This window comes from Kitasatospora sp. NPDC051164, from assembly GCF_044455625.1.
Taxonomy (GTDB): domain Bacteria; phylum Actinomycetota; class Actinomycetes; order Streptomycetales; family Streptomycetaceae; genus Kitasatospora.
On sequence record NZ_JBITFB010000028.1, the window covers coordinates 38,338 to 53,326 of the forward strand.

Genomic DNA, 14,989 nt, shown 5'->3' on the forward strand with positions numbered 1-14,989 from the left:
GGCCGACGCGAGGCGGCGCCCGGTCAGGGCTCCACGGCCAGGCGCCGGTGCAGACCGGTGAGCTTGAGCAGCCGCACCACGCGGCGGCCGGCCCCGCGCAGGGCCAGACGAGCGCCGCGCCGGTCGGCCTCGTTGCGGGCGTGGACGAGGGCGCCCAGGCCCGCGCAGTCCATGAACGTCACCTCCGACAGATCGAGTACCACCTCCCGGTGTGACTCGAGCGCGGCGGCCAGCGCACGGCGCAGCGAGGGGGCGGTGTCGAGGTCGATCTCGCCGTTCGCCCGTACCACGATGGGTTCGTGCCGCTGGTCGCGCATGGTGGTCTCTTGCTGTGGGCCCGGCCGGACACCGTAGTGCCGGAACGTGCTGGGCCGGGTGGGTCGTTCGGCCCGGGCGGGGGCCGTCCCGCAGGGCCCGGGGGGGGTCGGTGCGGGACGGCGGTCCGGTAGGAGGGGTCAGGCCTGGATCTGCTTGCGGCTTCCGCTGTGGCTGATCTCGATCTTGCGGGGCTTGGCCTTCTCCGCGACCGGGATCTTCAGGGTCAGCACGCCGGCGTCGTAGTCGGCGCTGATCCCGGCGGGGTCGAGCGTGTCGGAGAGCATGACCTGGCGGGAGAAGACACCGAGCGGGCGCTCGGACAGCTCCCACTTCACGCCCTCGCCCTCGTGGCGGGGACGGCGCTCGGCCTTGACGGTCAGCGTGTTCCGCTCGACGTCGATGTCGATCGCCTGCGGGTCCACCCCGGGCAGGTCGAAGCAGATCACGTACTCGTCGCCGGTGCGGTACGCGTCCAGCGGCATCGGGGCCGGCCGCGACCAGGTGCCGTTCGTGCCCAGGAACTGCTGGGTCAGCCGGTCCAGCTCGCGGAACGGGTCAGTGCGCATCAGCATCGCGAAACACCTCCACTGATCGAATGGGTGCCAGTGCGCTTCACCTGAAACTGTTCTAGCATGTCATCCATCCGATGACAAAAACCTGGGTCGCCAAAGGAGTGACAGCCATGGGACAGCAGCCCGACACCTCCGCCACCGGCAGCGGCCCGCCCACAGGACCGGCGTCCTTCCTCGCCGCCGCCGCCGCGCTCGCCGCCATCGACGACGCCGTCCGCAGCGCCCAGAACACCACCCCGCCCACGCGGTCCGGCACCGGTGCACCCGGCGAGGGCCCCGAACCCGCCCTGGCCGCCCTGGTCCTGCTGCGCGAACTGCGCACCGAACTCGCCGGCTGGGAAGCCGGCCTCGTCGAGAACGCCCGCGACGCCGGCGCCACCTGGGCCGACCTCGCCCAGCCGATGGGCGTCGCCAGCCGCCAGGCCGCCGAGAACCGCTACCTGCGCCTGCGGCCCGCCGGGCGGACCCGCGCCGCCACCGGAACCGGGGCCGAACGCGTCAAGGCGGTCCGCGACCGCCGGGCCGCGGACCGCGCCGTCACCGCCTGGGCCCGCGACAACGCCGCCGACCTGCGCGTCCTCGCCGCGCAGATCACCGCCGCGCCCGGCCTGGCCCCCCGGGCCCGTACCGCGCTGGCCGCGCTCACCGCGGCCCTCGGCACCCCCGACCCGGCCGATCTGATAACACCCCTCGCCGACATGCGGCCCCACCTCACCGCCACCCACCCGGACCTCGCCACCCGTCTCGACGACCTCACCGACCGCACCGAACGCCTCCGCCATGACAGCGACCAACGACGCACCTGACCCCCTCACCACCCAGGGCCGCTGGCAGCACATCGAAGACCGGCTCACCGCCATCGAACGCCGCATCCGCGAGCACAGCAGCGCCGCCATCGCCACCATCGACACCTGCCTGGCCGGACTCGACGCCCTCCGCCACGACCTCGCCCACTGGCCCCGGCCCCCACAAGCCGCCCCCGCACCCCCGGCCGTCCCGCCGCAAGGTCCTCCGGGCAGCCCGCCCGCACCGGCCGGCCATCACCACACCCCGACCGCCCCAGGCGGCCCGCAGGACAGCCCGGCCCAAGGCCAGGCGATCGTCCGGGAACCCGCATGACCGCGGCACACCGCCGGACGCCGACCGTCCGGGCGCTGCGGAGGGGCCGGCCGTTCCGCAGCGCCGGTTCGGCGGTGCACAGGCTCAGTGCCGTGCCGGGTGGAACAGCGTGTCGTCGTAGTCCGGAAAGACGGCCGGCATCGCGCGGCGGAACGCGGTGACCTCCGCACTGTCCTCCAGACCCCGGCAGAGGGTCTGGGGCCAGTACCAGAAACCACGGGAGGCGATCAGCCGTTCCAGGTACGCGTCGAACGAGTACCCGGTGTCGTACAGCTCCTCGCCGAGGTAGTGGTAGTGGACGGTGTCGAGGGGGGGAACGAAGGCCGTGCAGGCTTCGGGGACGAACCTGTCGAAGGGTTTGACGGCGCGGAATTCCTGGTCCTTCGCCGTGTGCCAGGTGACGCCCTTCCAGTCGCCGAAGACTTCACGCAACGGCAGCAGGTCGATCACGCCCTGATCCGAGAGGTCGTTGTTCAGGAACTCGGGAACGGTGTGCCGCCACGTCAGGCGGACCGCGCCGACCTCGCGGTAGAAGGCCTCGACACCGTCCGGGAGACGGCCGTCGGCCAGGCGGGTGGCGAGCTCGATGTCGTCCGGTGGGGTCGGTGGCTCGACGGTGGCCTCCAGGAGCTGCACGCGGGGGTTGCGGTCCAGGTCGGCGATCATCGCGGTCAGCCGGGCACGGGGGTTGATCACGTACGTACGTCTCCTTCGGCGCTTTCAGCGACGACAGCGGGTGCGGTCGGTTCTACATCCGGTTGTTCTCGATCTCCCACGCGTCGCCGCGCAGCTCCTTGCCGGTGGTGTCGTAGACCGTGTACTCGGCGTGGACCTTGCCTGCGAGTTTGTCGGCGTAGTTGGTGTCGATGTCGGTGTCCACACCGGGGTCGCCCGTTTTGAAGTCCTTCGCGGCGGGGTGCTTGCTGTAGTCGGCCTCCACGTAGTACTCGACCACGTTGCCCTTGTTCAGCACCTCGTCCTTGACGTCCTTCTCGACCTTGGCGTGGTGCGCCGAGTTCGCGGACGCGGTGATCGGCGTCATGTTCTTCATGACGCCGGGGCCACCGACGTTGTGGTTGAGCAGGTGCCCTTGCACCATGTAGTTCTTGAACCAGGTGCCGGTCGTGCCGGTCTTGGGCCACCAGGACGGCTGCTCCTTGGGCACGGAGCCCGTTCCGAGCTGCCCGGGCCAGAGTTCGGCGTGCATCGTGGTGCCGACGCCGTTTGCGTTCACTCCGCCGTAGCTGACGTACGCAGCGCCGGTGAACGCCCGCTGTACCGACAGCTCCTGTGCCGGGGACGGAGACCCGACGGCGGCCCGTTGGACGGCATCGGGCACGGGCCCGCTCAGCGCCCGGACGGCGTTCGCCTCGGCGGCGCGCTCGAAACGGTCGCCGGGGTCGCTGACGGACAGTCCGCCGCCGTGGTCGGTGCCGGCCACCGGGCCCGACCGCTGCTGGATGACATGGGTCAACTCGTGGGCCAGCGTGTGCCTGTCGGTGCCGCCGCGGCCGAGCACGACGTGCTCGCCGGAGGTGTAGGCACGGGCGCTGATCTCGGCCGCCGAGTGGGCCGCGGCGGGGCCGTCGTGGACCCGCACGCTGCTGAAGTCGGCGCCCAGACGGGCCTCCATCTCCTCCCGCACGCCGTCGGCCAGCGGACGGCCCGGCGACCGCAGCACCTGGTGGACCGTCGAACGCTGGACCGGTGCTTCTTCCGACTCCTGCTGCTGCCTGAGCAGTTGGACAACGGCCGCATTGCCGATGGTGCGCTGCAGCGCACCGATCGAGCGGGGCTCCAGCGGCGCGGACTGCCGCTGTGCGGTCGGCCGGCTGCGGTCACGGCGCTCGGACTCGCCCCGCGGTTTCTGGTCATGCGCGTGCACATGCACCTCCTGGACAGGCGGTTCAAGCCGCGGTCGCTCTGTGTCCATTCCGGTCTATAACGGGCTCCGCGGCTCGCACAAGGGCCCGAGGGGCAGTGTCGGGGGCAGCGTCCGGGGAACCTGGAGGTCGTCGTGCGCCGTTCGGCCGGCCCGCCGGGTCAGGAGAGGGTGAGGCAGCCTGGCTGGTAGGGTCCGCGGTTCGGCGGCCGCCCGGCGAACGGTGCCGGTCCCCTCTTCCCCGTGGAGAACAGCGAGGTTCGGCACCGCATGCGCAGGTCGAACCCCTACACGGTCCGGACCGGCCCGATGGCCGGCCCGGGGCAACTGCTCGGTGCCGAGCTCGGCGGGCGGCCCGTGGCGCGGTCCTCTACCAACAGAGCTGACCGGCGACACCCCGCAGGGACACTCGCCGCCGCGAAACGTCTCGGCGGCCGGGCCGGCATCCTCCCTCATCCGGCCAGGGCCGGCATCCTCCCTCAGCTCCGGCAACGAGCCCGTCTCCCCGCCGATCGAGCCCCGGCACGTCAAGCCCAGGCACGGGTTGGGCACGAGGGCGGCCTGACGGTCACGCACCTGTGGCGCGCCACCCACAGGGTCCGGGTCATCCCGGACTCGACTCGACCATCAGCGACAGGACGCGGTCGGCGTCGGATGCCGTCACGCGCAGGCTTGAGGACCGTGTCCGCCCGGGGCATCTCACCCCGCACGCATATCCGCCGTCGCCCATCTCGGCGACGGCGGACGAGGACGTCGCCCGGCTTCCCCCTGCGACACGCCAACCTCAACGTCTATCCGGACGGTTTGCGTCGCGCTTCAGAGTGACCGGGTCAGTGTTGACGCCTCTCGCGCTCGTCAGCAAGGGCGTCGCCGAACGGGGTGAAGCCCATGCTCGCTCCGAACATGTCGTCACCGCTCCGGAAGGCGAGCAGGCGTGCCGATGGGGCGTCTCCCGCTTCGCCGAAGTGGAAAACCGCGAGCGGAGCGGTCCGGTCGGCGGAGCCGTAGCCGAGGGTCTTGGCCGAGCGCGGATCCTGGTCGCCGAAGATTGCGGAAGGTCGACCATAGGCCTGCAGAACGTCGTCGAAGGTGCGGTCGCTCTCCGCCCAGGCTTCGGCTGTCTCGCTGAGACTCGTGTACTCGTGAGTCCGCAAGGCTCGATCGAGACGGAGCCAGCCACGCCTGTGAGCTGCGGCGCCGTACTCTGCGGCCACCACGTGTATCTCCGGCTGGGGGAAGCAGTAGCGCAGCAGTGCCGCCATGTCCAACCGCGCGTTGTCGTCCACGATCCACCGCGTGCCGTCGGGCCGGGTCTCGTCCTGGGCGAGGGTATCGAGGAAGACCGGCAGGCACGCGAGCCCACCGTGCGCGTCCGGGCAGCGCACGGCGGCGTTGAACTCGTCGAGCACGCGGACGCGCTCCGCCTTGGTGAGCGGGGTCCGGGAGCGAACCGCAGGGGGAATGCTCGGAAGTGACAGCATGTCGACTACCGTGACCCGTTGCTGTCCGGCTGTCCACCCTGTTCTTCGTTTCGCTCAAACCGCTGGGCCTGGGTCGGCCCACACGCGGTGACCGACATGGGCTCGCCCGCGGCTCAGCGGGGTGTGTTGAGCACGTTGCGGATGCGCGTGGCGACGTGCAGGTTGAGGCGGGTCTCGACGTTGTTGAGGTCGTGTCCGGTGATCTCGCGGATGCGCTGGAGGCGGTAGCGGACGGTGCTGCGGTGAATGAGGAGCGTCTCGGAGGTCGCGTCGTAGCTGCCGCCGCTCTCCAGATAGCGCGAGAGTGTCGTCACCAGCTCGGTGTGGTGGCGGGCGTCGTAGTGCAGCAGCCGACCCAGCCATTCGCGGACGAAGCGGTCGGCTTCCCGTTCGCCTTCGCCGGTGCCCATCATGCGGCACAGGCCCAGCTCCTCGAAACCGGTGCTGCCGTACGGATCCCGGGACCGGCGGCGGACGGTGAGGGCACGGACGGCCTCGTCGTAGGAGTGCGGCAGATCGGTGAAGACGTCGCAGTGGCCGCCGACCCCGATCGCGCCGGTCCCGGTGCCGAGTTCCTCCGAGACGGCCCGGTGCAGCTCGCCTCCCGGATCGCGCCGGTCCTCACCGGCGATCAGGACAACGGTGGTCTCGCCACGAGAGCCGACGAGCACGTCCCACCGCAGCCGCCCGGCCGCGCGCGCCACCGCGTCGCCGAGCGCGGCCCGCTCGGCCGTCCCTGCCCATTCCAGTACGGCGACCCTGTGCGGCCGGCGCAGGTCGTGGCCCAGGGACGCCGCCTGGGCGAAGGCGTCGTCGGTCGCTTCACCGGAGATCAGCCGGTCGACCACGTCGCGCCTCAGGTGGGGCTCCAGCTCGGCCAGCCTGCGCTCATAAAAGAGCTGGGGAGCCAGCACCAGAGCGGCCTGTTCGAGCGTCAAGGTGTCCGTTTCCGCCGCCCGCCGGTCCGGGTCGACCAGTGCGACCACGCCGAGCAGGTCCCCGGCCATCTCGATGGGGACGACCAGCCGGTTCCGGTCCCGTACGGCGCCGGGCCGACGCCGCGCGCGGTGCATCAGGGCGTCCCGGCATTGGCTCTCCGGCCCCGCGCCTGGCCCAGCGCCCGGCCCCGCGCCCGGTTCGCCGGGGGGTCCTTGCCGGGGTTCGCCCCGGCCGGGACCCGCCCAGGCCCGCGGGTTGCCGAAGCGGTCCTCGGTGAGGGCAGCGAATCCCGTGTGGTCGCACAGGATCTGCAGGATTCCTGCCTCGCCCTTGCCGGAGACGGCGGCGCGGGACAGCGCGTCGTGGACGGCGAGCTGCGAGGCCAGGGCGGAGATGGTCGCGCCGAGGGCGGCGGTGGGTGCGCCGCCCCCGGTCACCAGCGCGTCCTCCCCGATCCCCGGCAAGTTCTCCGACCCGGCGGGGTCCGCCACTCCCCGGCGCCCGGTATGGCGCGCGAGGGCGATCCCGGTCTGCTGCGCGAGCAGATCGGTCAGGTCGGTCTCCTCGACCGAGGGAGTGGTCATGGACCGGACGACGAGATAGCCGAGGCAGTGGTCTTGGTACCGCAGCGCGATGGCCCGCACCCACGGCCCGCCCGGCTCGTGCAGGCGCCGGCTGTGGCCGTCCAGAGCGTCGATCCGCCGGTCGAGCCGGTCGGCGGCCACCATTTCGGCGGCGGCTGCTTCAGCCGGGGCTTCGCCGGTGGGGTCCACTGCCGGCCCCCGCGCCACCGCGCTCCCCGGCCGGGCGACGGCGGAGGCAGCCACCCCGCGTGGTGGGCAGCGCCGCGCCAGGCCGTGGTGCACGGTGTACGCGGCTTCGGCGGTGAAAGGGCCGGTGGCGACGATCGCCGCCATGGCACCCCACAGCACCTCGCGCTCGTCGCCGCCGTCGAGCATGACTGTCACCAGCCGTAGCAGTGCGTGCCGAGCGGCCTCCGGCTCTGGGACGGCAGGCGCGGGTCCGGCGGTCGCAGCGGGAACAGCGTCCATCGCAGGTCCCTTCGCGGCTCCGACAGCGGCTTCCCGCCTCCACGCTACGCCGCTCGGCACGAGGTCCCACCTGCCGGATGTGCCGCGTTCCTGTCCTGGCGGACCGGTACGGCGGCGCGGTTTGGCCCTGTCGGGACGAGGAAGCGCGCGGCGTACCGCGCCAGGCTACGAGAAGTGCGGTCCCGGCAGCCCGCCGATACGGTCCCGCGTCGCGACGGAGGAGATTCCCATGGCGAAGGCAGTAGGCATCGACCTCGGTACCACCAACTCGGTCATCGCGGTCTGGGAGGGCGGCGAGCCCTCCGTCGTCCCGAACGCCGAGGGGAACAGGACCACCCCGTCGGTCGTCGCCTTCTCCGACAGCGGTGATCGGCTGGTCGGGCAGCTCGCGCGCCGGCAGTCGATCCTCAACCCCAAGGGCACCATCACCTCGGCCAAGCGGTTCATCGGCCGTCGCTACGACGAGGTCTCCGACGAGGCCAAGGCGGTCTCCTTCGATGTGGTCGAGGGACCGGGCGGGGTGGCCCGCTTCGAGGTGAACGGCAAGCAGTACGCGCCGGAGGAGATCAGCGCGCAGGTGCTGCGGAAGTTGGCCGACGACGCCGGAAAGGCGCTCGGCGAGCGGGTCACGGAGGCGGTCATCACCGTACCCGCGTACTTCAACGACGCGCAGCGCCAGGCCACCAAGGACGCCGGGAAGATCGCCGGCCTCGACGTACTGCGGATCATCAACGAGCCGACCGCCGCCGCGCTGGCGTACGGGCTGGACAAGAAAGGCCACGAGACCGTCATGGTCTTCGACCTCGGCGGCGGCACCTTCGACATCAGCATCCTGGACATCGGCGAGGGCGTGGTCGAGGTCCGCGCCACCGCGGGCGACTCGCACCTGGGCGGCGACGACTTCGACCGCCGGGTGGTGGACCATCTGGCCGACGGATTCCAGAAGACCGAGGGCATCGACCTGCGCAAGGACCCGCAGGCGCTGCAGCGCCTGTTCGAGGCGGCCGAGAAGGCGAAGACCGAACTGAGCTCGGTCACCCAGACCCAGGTGAGTCTGCCCTTCGTCACGGCGGACGCCTCCGGGCCGAAGCACCTCACCGAGACGCTCCGCCGCTCCACCTTCGAGCAGATCACCGCCGACCTGGTGGAGCGCTGCCTCGGCCCGGTCAAGCGGGCGATGAGCGACGCCAAGATCACCGCCAACGACATCGACGAGGTCATCCTCGTCGGCGGCTCGACCCGTATCCCCGCCGTGCAGGCGCTGGTACGGCGGCTGACCGGCGGCAAGGACCCGAACATGAGCGTGAACCCGGACGAGGTCGTGGCGCTGGGCGCCGCCACCCAGGCCGGTGTGCTCAAGGGCGAGGTCAAGGATGTCCTGCTGCTGGACGTCACCCCGCTGTCACTGGGCGTGGAGACCGCAGGCGGCGTCATGACCAAGATCATCGAGCGGAACACGACCATCCCGGCCCGCCGCTCGGAGATCTTCTCCACCGCCGAGGACAACCAACCGGCCGTGGACATCGTGGTGCTCCAGGGCGAACGCGAGATCGCCGCCGACAACCGGGTGCTCGGCCGATTCCGGCTGGAGAACCTCAGGCCTGCCCGCCGAGGCGAGACCCAGATCGAGGTCACCTTCGACATCGACGCCAACGGCATCCTCAAGGTCAGCGCCAAAGACAAGGACACCGGAGCCGAGCAGGGCATCACCATCAGTGAAGGCTCCAACCTCGACCCGTCCGAGGTCGAGCGGATGATCCGGGAAGCCGAGGCCAACCGCAGCTCCGACCTGGCCATGCGCGAGGCCATCGACGCCCGCAACGAGCTGGACGCCGCCGCCTACCAGGTCGAGCGCCGGCTGCACGAGCTGGAGGATGCCGTACCGGAGCACGAGCGGGCCCGCGCCCGGATGCTCATCGAGGAGGCGCGGGCCGCCGACAAGCAGGACGCGCCGCTGGACCGGGTCCGGGGTCTCCTCTCCGAACTCCAGCAGATCCACGCGGCGCTGGCCTCCCACGCCGCCGGAGTCGGACAGCCGGGCGGCCAGCCCGGCGCGGGGCCCGGCGCGGGGCCCGGCGGCGGATCTCAGGGTGGCGACGACGACGTCATCGACGCCGACTTCGACAAGAGCTGAGGCGCCGACATGTCGGATCAGGAACAGGGCCGCCGCTCCGTGGCCCGCTCCCCCGAGGGCCGGCCCCCGCCCGAGCCCGCGCAGCCGGCCGCGACCGAACCCCAGGCCCGCGAGGCCGGGGAAGGGGCACGGATGCCCGATGAGGCGCGACAGGAGCCACCCGAGGAGCAGGACGCCCGTATCGCGGAACTGGAGGACAACTGGCGGCGTGCCCTCGCCGACCTCGACAACCTCCGCAAGCGGTACGCCCGCGAACTCCCCCGGGAGCTGGAGGCCGAGCGCGTCAGGGTGGCCTCCGCATGGCTCCCCGTCGTCGACAATCTCGACCTGGCTCTGGAGCACGCGGACTCCGACTCCGGGGCGATCGTCAGCGGTGTCAAGGCGGTGCGCGACCAGGCCGTCGAGGTGCTGCGAAGCCTCGGTTACCCCCGCTACGAGGAGACCGGCGTCCCCTTCCACCCCGAGCAGCACGAGGTGGTGTCCGTGGTGGATGAGCCAGGCACCGCTGCGGGCACCGTCGTGCAGGTGCTGCGGGCCGGCTACGGCGAAGCCGGCCGCCAACTGCGGCCGGCCGCGGTAGTGGTCAGCCGCACGCAGGAGTGAGGCCGCCATGGCAGCCGACTACTACGAGGTGCTGGGCATCCCCCGCACCGCCGACGCCGCCGAGATCCAGCAGGCGTTCCGTACCCTGGCCCGCCGTTACCACCCCGACGTGAACCGCGATCCGGCCGCCGAGGAGCGCTTCAAGCAGATCAACGAGGCGTACAGCGTGCTGTCCGACCCCGACACCCGGTCCCGCTACGACCGCTTCGGCCCGGACTTCCGGCAGGTTCCGGAGGACTACGACGAGCGGGTCGCGGCCGGCCACGGTTTCGGCGGCGGAGCCGGCGCGTACCGCGGCACTCCCTTCGGAGGCAGCAGTCCCTTCGGGGGCGCCCGAGGCGCCGACCGGGCAGGCGCCCGGACCTGGACGCAGACCGACTTCGACACCTCCGGCGTGGACTTCGAGGACCTCTTCGGAGGCATGTTCGGCGGCCGGCCCGGCCGCGCCGGGCGCGGCAGCCCGATCCCCGGCGCGGACCAGGAGGCCGAACTCACGCTCAGCCTGGAGGAGGCGTACCACGGCGGGAAGCGGAAGATCACCCTGGGCGGCCCCGGCGGGGAGCGCGGCTACGAGGTCAGCATCCCCGCCGGGGTGGTCGACGGGCAGCGCATCCGGCTCGCGGGTGAGGGCGGCCGAGGCCGGGGCCCGGGTTCCGCCGGGGACCTCTACCTCCTGGTCCGCATCGCCCCCCATCCCCGCTACCGGCTCGACGGGCGCGACATCCACGTCGATCTGCCCGTCAGCGCCTGGGAGGCCGCCCTCGGCGCGACGGTGCCGGTCTCCGGTCCGGGCGGGACGGTCAAGGTGCACGTGCCGCCGGGTACCTCCACCGGCCGCCGGTTGCGGCTGCGCGGCGAGGGGATGCCTCATCCCAAGGGTTCCCCCGGTGACCTCTACGCCGAGATCAAGGTGATGGTGCCGTCCTCGCCCGGCCCGCGCGAACGGGAGCTGTTCGAGGAACTGGCCGCCGTCTCCTCCTTCGACCCGAGGAAGCAGACATGAGAGCCGATCAGCGTCATTCCGCCGAAGATGGCGGACAGGCCGGCGCCGGGGCCACCTATCCCCTGGTGCGGGTCCACCGGACCAGCCCCTACCAGCTCACCATGGCCGACGTGGCCTTCCACAGCGGACTGCCCCCCGACCTGGTACGCCGCTTCGTGGCCCTCGGGCTGGTGGACACCGAGCGTGACGCCCGGGGCCGGCTGTGGTTCCGGGCCGACGCGCCGTCGGCCATCGCCCGCGTGCAGCGGCTGCGGGCCGGGCTGTTCCTCAACTACGCGGCCGTTGGCGTCGTCATGGACCTGCTCGACCGTATCGATCGCCTGGAGGCCGCGCTGCGGCGCAGCGAACGAGCCGCCAAGGAGCCCACGACATGGACATGAACCGCCTCACCCAGAAGTCCCAGGAAGCGCTCCAGGCAGCGCAGAGCGTCGCTGTACGGATGGGCCAGACCGAGGTCGACGGGGAGCACCTGCTGCTGGCCCTGCTCGATCAGCAGGACGGCCTGACCACCCGTCTGCTGGCCGGCGCCGGGGCCGACCCGGCCGCCCTTCGGGACGGCGTCGAGTCCGATCTCGCCAAGCGCCCGCGCACGACCGGTCCGGGCGCCGCCCCGGGCCGGGTGATGGTGACCCAGCGGCTGGCCCGGCTGCTCGACACCGCGGAGCAGGAGGCCAAGCGGCTCAAGGACGAGTACGTCTCCACCGAGCACCTGGTGCTGGCCCTGGTGGACGAGGGTTCGACCACCGCGGCCGGCCGGCGGCTCGGCGAACAGGGCGTCACCAAGGACTCATTCCTCGCGGCCCTCACCACGGTGCGCGGGAATCAGCGGGTCACCTCCGCCAATCCCGAGGAAGCGTACGAGGCCCTGGAGAAGTACGGGCGCGACCTCGTCGTCGAGGCCCGCGTCGGCCGCCTCGACCCGGTGATCGGCCGGGACGCCGAGATCCGCCGGGTGATCCAGATCCTCAGCCGGAAGACCAAGAACAACCCCGTGCTGATCGGCGAGCCCGGGGTCGGCAAGACCGCCATCGTCGAGGGCCTCGCGCAGCGGATCGTGCGTGGTGACGTGCCCGAAGGGCTGCGGGACAAGACGGTGTTCTCGCTCGACATGGGTTCGCTGGTGGCCGGAGCCAAATACCGCGGTGAGTTCGAGGAGAGGCTGAAGGCCGTACTGGCCGAGGTCAAGGGCGCCGAGGGCCGGATCCTGGTCTTCGTGGACGAGTTGCACACCGTCGTCGGGGCCGGCGCCGCCGAGGGTGCCATGGACGCGGGCAACATGCTCAAGCCGATGCTGGCCCGCGGCGAGCTGCACATGATCGGCGCCACCACGCTGGACGAGTACCGCAAGCACATCGAGTCCGACGCCGCCTTGGAGCGCCGCTTCCAGACCGTGCTGGTGGACGAGCCGACCGTCGAGGACGCGATCTCCATCCTGCGCGGCATCCGCGAGCGGCTGGAGATCTTCCACGGCGTCAAGATCCAGGACAACGCTCTGGTCGCCGCGGCCACCCTCAGCCACCGGTACATCAGCGACCGCTTCCTCCCGGACAAGGCCATCGACCTGGTCGACGAGGCCTGCGCACGGCTGCGGACCGAGATCGACTCGATGCCCGCGGAACTCGACGAACTCTCCCGCCGGGCCACCCGGTTGGAGATCGAGGAGGCCGCGCTGGACCAGGAGACCGACCCCGCCAGCCGGGCCCGCCTGGAGCACCTGCGCCGTGAACTGGCAGACCTGCGCGGCGAAGTGGACGCCAAACACGCCCAGTGGGAGGCCGAGCGCCAGGCCATCCGCAAGGTCCAGGAACTGCGCAAGGAACTGGAAGCCGCCCGGCAGGAGGCCGAGCAGGCCGAGCGCGCCTACGATCTCAACCGGGCCGCCCAGCTCCGCTACGGAACCGTCGCCGAACTGGAGCGCCGCCTGGGCGCCGAGGAGGAACGGCTCGCCGGCAAACAGGGCGAGAGCCGGCTGCTGCGCGAGGTGGTCACCGCCGACGAGATCGCCGAGATCATCTCCGCGTGGACCGGCATCCCCGTCACCCGTCTCCAGGAGGGCGAGCGGCAGAAGCTGCTCAAGCTGGACGAGATCCTGCGCGAGCGGGTGGTCGGGCAGGACGAGGCCGTCCAGCTCGTCGCCGACGCGGTGATCCGGGCCCGCTCCGGAGTGCGCGACCCGCGCCGGCCGATCGGCTCCTTCATCTTCCTCGGCCCCACCGGCGTGGGCAAGACCGAGCTGGCCAAGACACTGGCCGCCGCGCTGTTCGACAGCGAGACCAACATGATCCGCCTCGACATGAGCGAGTACCAGGAGCGGCACACCGTCAGCCGGCTGGTCGGCGCGCCCCCCGGATATGTCGGCTACGACGAGGGCGGCCAGCTCACCGAGGCAGTGCGCCGCAAGCCGTACGCGGTCGTCCTGTTCGACGAGATCGAGAAGGCGCACGCCGATGTCTTCAACACGCTGCTCCAGGTACTGGACGACGGCCGGATCACCGACTCCCAGGGCCGTACCGTCGACTTCCGCAACACCGTCGTCATCATGACCTCCAACCTGGGCTCCCAGTACCTCCTCCAGGAGGCCACCCAGGCCGGCGAGATCAAGCCCGAAGCCCGGGCGCTGGTGATGGCCGAGCTCAACGGCCACTTCCGTCCCGAGTTCCTCAACCGCGTCGACGACATCGTCCTCTTCCACCCGCTCGGCATCGCACAGATCGAGCGCATCGTCGATCTGCTCCTCGACGAGCTCCGCGACCGCCTCTCCGAGCAGCGCATCACCCTCGTCCTCACCGAGCCGGCCCGCCGACTGATCGCGGGCGAGGGCTACGACCCGGTCTACGGGGCCAGGCCGCTGCGCCGCTTCATCTCGCACGAGGTCGAGACCAGGATCGGCCGCGCGCTGCTCAGTGGTGAGGCACGCGAAGGCGTGACCATCCTGGTCGACGCCGAGGGCGACGAACTGACCGTCACCCTCCAGGACGAGCCGCAGGAGCCGTGATGAGTGCTTCTCCAGAAGGCCGCGCCGACCGCGGCGGCCGTGACGGCAGTACCGACGGCGCCGGGACCTCGGTGCGGACGGTCGCCTGCGTCAACTGCGGCCGGACCAACCGCGTACCCGCCGCGGCGGAGGGCAGGCCGCGCTGCGGCAACTGCCGGGCCTCGCTGCCGTGGATCGCCGAAGCGGACGACGCCGACTTCGGGGAGGTCGCCGAGCAGGCGGACCTGCCCGTGCTCGTCGACCTCTGGGCCAGCTGGTGCGGCCCCTGCCGCATGGTGAGCCCCGCCCTCGAACAGGTCGCCAAGGACCTGGCCGGCCGGATCAAGCTCGTGAAGGTCGACATCGACAAGTCGCCCAACCTGGCGCAGCGGTTCGAAGTCCAAGCCGTACCCACCCTGCTGATTCTCGACCACGGCAGGCCCGTCGCCCGCCAGACCGGCGCCGCACCCGCGAACGCGCTGCGGCAGTGGGTGGACCGGTCACTGTCGGCGTCCCACGGACCAGCCGATCCCACCTCGGGGAGGCCGCGATGACCACTCTGCCCGACCCGCACCTGTCCATGGTCCGGCCCGTCACGCCCAGAACACCGCAGGGCTGCGAGGACTGCCTGCGACTGGGGTCTCCGTGGGTGCATCTGCGCCTGTGCCTGACCTGTGGCCACGTCGGCTGCTGCGACTCCTCGCCGATGCGGCACGCCCGTGCTCACGCGGCGAGCGACGGGCACCCGGTTGTGCGGTCGTTCGAGCCCGGTGAGGACTGGCGGTGGTGTTTCGTGCACGAGGCGATGGTCTGAGCCCGGCGGGCCCGCCCGGCCGCGCTTCGTCCAGGGTTGGTGCCTCCGCATCTGCTTCCCCCGCCGTTTCCGCCTCCGCTTTCCGGTTCCGCTTTCCG

15 protein-coding genes are annotated in these 14,989 nt (G+C 71.7%); 9 read left to right on the forward strand and 6 right to left on the reverse strand.

The features are described 5' to 3' along the window. Positions 1-23 precede the first annotated feature (23 nt). The gene (locus tag ACIBEC_RS34455; protein WP_360506728.1) at positions 24-317 is read right to left on the reverse strand and encodes an STAS domain-containing protein; all 294 of its coding nucleotides are present in this window, start codon (positions 315-317) and stop codon (positions 24-26) included. A gap of 138 nt (positions 318-455) precedes the next feature. Then, positions 456-890, reverse strand: a complete 435-nt coding sequence (locus ACIBEC_RS34460) for an Hsp20/alpha crystallin family protein (protein WP_360506726.1) — start codon at positions 888-890, stop codon at positions 456-458. A gap of 110 nt (positions 891-1,000) precedes the next feature. Between ACIBEC_RS34460 and ACIBEC_RS34465 the strand changes: the two genes are divergently transcribed. Both ACIBEC_RS34465 and ACIBEC_RS34470 read left to right on the forward strand, forming a co-directional pair. Next, on the forward strand, positions 1,001-1,696 hold the full coding sequence (locus ACIBEC_RS34465; RefSeq protein ID WP_360506723.1) for a hypothetical protein: 696 nt from the start codon (positions 1,001-1,003) through the stop codon (positions 1,694-1,696). Further along, complete coding sequence (locus ACIBEC_RS34470) at positions 1,671-2,009, forward strand: hypothetical protein (protein WP_360506720.1); 339 nt, start codon at positions 1,671-1,673, stop codon at positions 2,007-2,009. Before ACIBEC_RS34465 ends, ACIBEC_RS34470 begins: the two co-directional genes overlap by 26 nt. Positions 2,010-2,093: 84 nt before the next feature. Here ACIBEC_RS34470 and ACIBEC_RS34475 read toward each other — a convergent pair whose 3' ends face one another. The 4 genes from ACIBEC_RS34475 to ACIBEC_RS34490 all read right to left on the reverse strand — a co-directional run bounded on the left by ACIBEC_RS34475 (position 2,094) and on the right by ACIBEC_RS34490 (position 7,363). Beyond that, complete coding sequence (locus ACIBEC_RS34475) at positions 2,094-2,705, reverse strand: hypothetical protein (protein ID WP_360506717.1); 612 nt, start codon at positions 2,703-2,705, stop codon at positions 2,094-2,096. Positions 2,706-2,757: 52 nt separating this feature from the next. Then, on the reverse strand, positions 2,758-3,894 hold the full coding sequence (locus ACIBEC_RS34480; RefSeq protein ID WP_396289707.1) for a DUF4157 domain-containing protein: 1,137 nt from the start codon (positions 3,892-3,894) through the stop codon (positions 2,758-2,760). An 827-nt stretch (positions 3,895-4,721) separates the two neighbouring features. Further along, positions 4,722-5,300: a hypothetical protein gene (locus ACIBEC_RS34485; protein ID WP_360506714.1), complete on the reverse strand. Its 579-nt coding sequence runs from the start codon at positions 5,298-5,300 to the stop codon at positions 4,722-4,724. Between the two features lie 185 nt (positions 5,301-5,485). After that, on the reverse strand, positions 5,486-7,363 hold the full coding sequence (locus ACIBEC_RS34490; RefSeq protein WP_396289709.1) for a PucR family transcriptional regulator: 1,878 nt from the start codon (positions 7,361-7,363) through the stop codon (positions 5,486-5,488). 229 nt (positions 7,364-7,592) lie between these two features. On the opposite strand from ACIBEC_RS34490, the gene dnaK reads away from it, so the two are divergent. Genes dnaK through ACIBEC_RS34525 form a run of 7 tightly spaced genes read left to right on the forward strand, consistent with a single transcriptional unit; the run spans position 7,593 to position 14,891 of the window. After that, the gene (gene dnaK, locus ACIBEC_RS34495) at positions 7,593-9,497 is read left to right on the forward strand and encodes a molecular chaperone DnaK (protein ID WP_360506711.1); all 1,905 of its coding nucleotides are present in this window, start codon (positions 7,593-7,595) and stop codon (positions 9,495-9,497) included. 9 nt (positions 9,498-9,506) lie between these two features. Further along, a complete protein-coding gene (locus ACIBEC_RS34500; protein ID WP_396289710.1) occupies positions 9,507-10,100 on the forward strand; it encodes a nucleotide exchange factor GrpE in 594 nt (197 codons plus the stop codon). 7 nt (positions 10,101-10,107) lie between these two features. Next, a complete protein-coding gene (locus ACIBEC_RS34505) occupies positions 10,108-11,103 on the forward strand; it encodes a DnaJ C-terminal domain-containing protein (protein ID WP_360506708.1) in 996 nt (331 codons plus the stop codon). Continuing rightward, positions 11,100-11,483, forward strand: coding sequence for a chaperone modulator CbpM (locus ACIBEC_RS34510; protein WP_360506705.1), 384 nt, complete (start codon positions 11,100-11,102; stop codon positions 11,481-11,483). Before ACIBEC_RS34505 ends, ACIBEC_RS34510 begins: the two co-directional genes overlap by 4 nt. Further along, on the forward strand, positions 11,474-14,098 hold the full coding sequence (gene clpB, locus ACIBEC_RS34515) for an ATP-dependent chaperone ClpB (protein ID WP_360506702.1): 2,625 nt from the start codon (positions 11,474-11,476) through the stop codon (positions 14,096-14,098). The genes ACIBEC_RS34510 and clpB overlap by 10 nt, the downstream gene beginning before the upstream one ends. After that, on the forward strand, positions 14,098-14,631 hold the full coding sequence (gene trxA, locus ACIBEC_RS34520) for a thioredoxin (protein ID WP_360506699.1): 534 nt from the start codon (positions 14,098-14,100) through the stop codon (positions 14,629-14,631). The genes clpB and trxA overlap by 1 nt, the downstream gene beginning before the upstream one ends. Further along, a complete protein-coding gene (locus tag ACIBEC_RS34525; RefSeq protein WP_360506696.1) occupies positions 14,628-14,891 on the forward strand; it encodes a UBP-type zinc finger domain-containing protein in 264 nt (87 codons plus the stop codon). The genes trxA and ACIBEC_RS34525 overlap by 4 nt, the downstream gene beginning before the upstream one ends. Positions 14,892-14,989 lie beyond the last annotated feature (98 nt).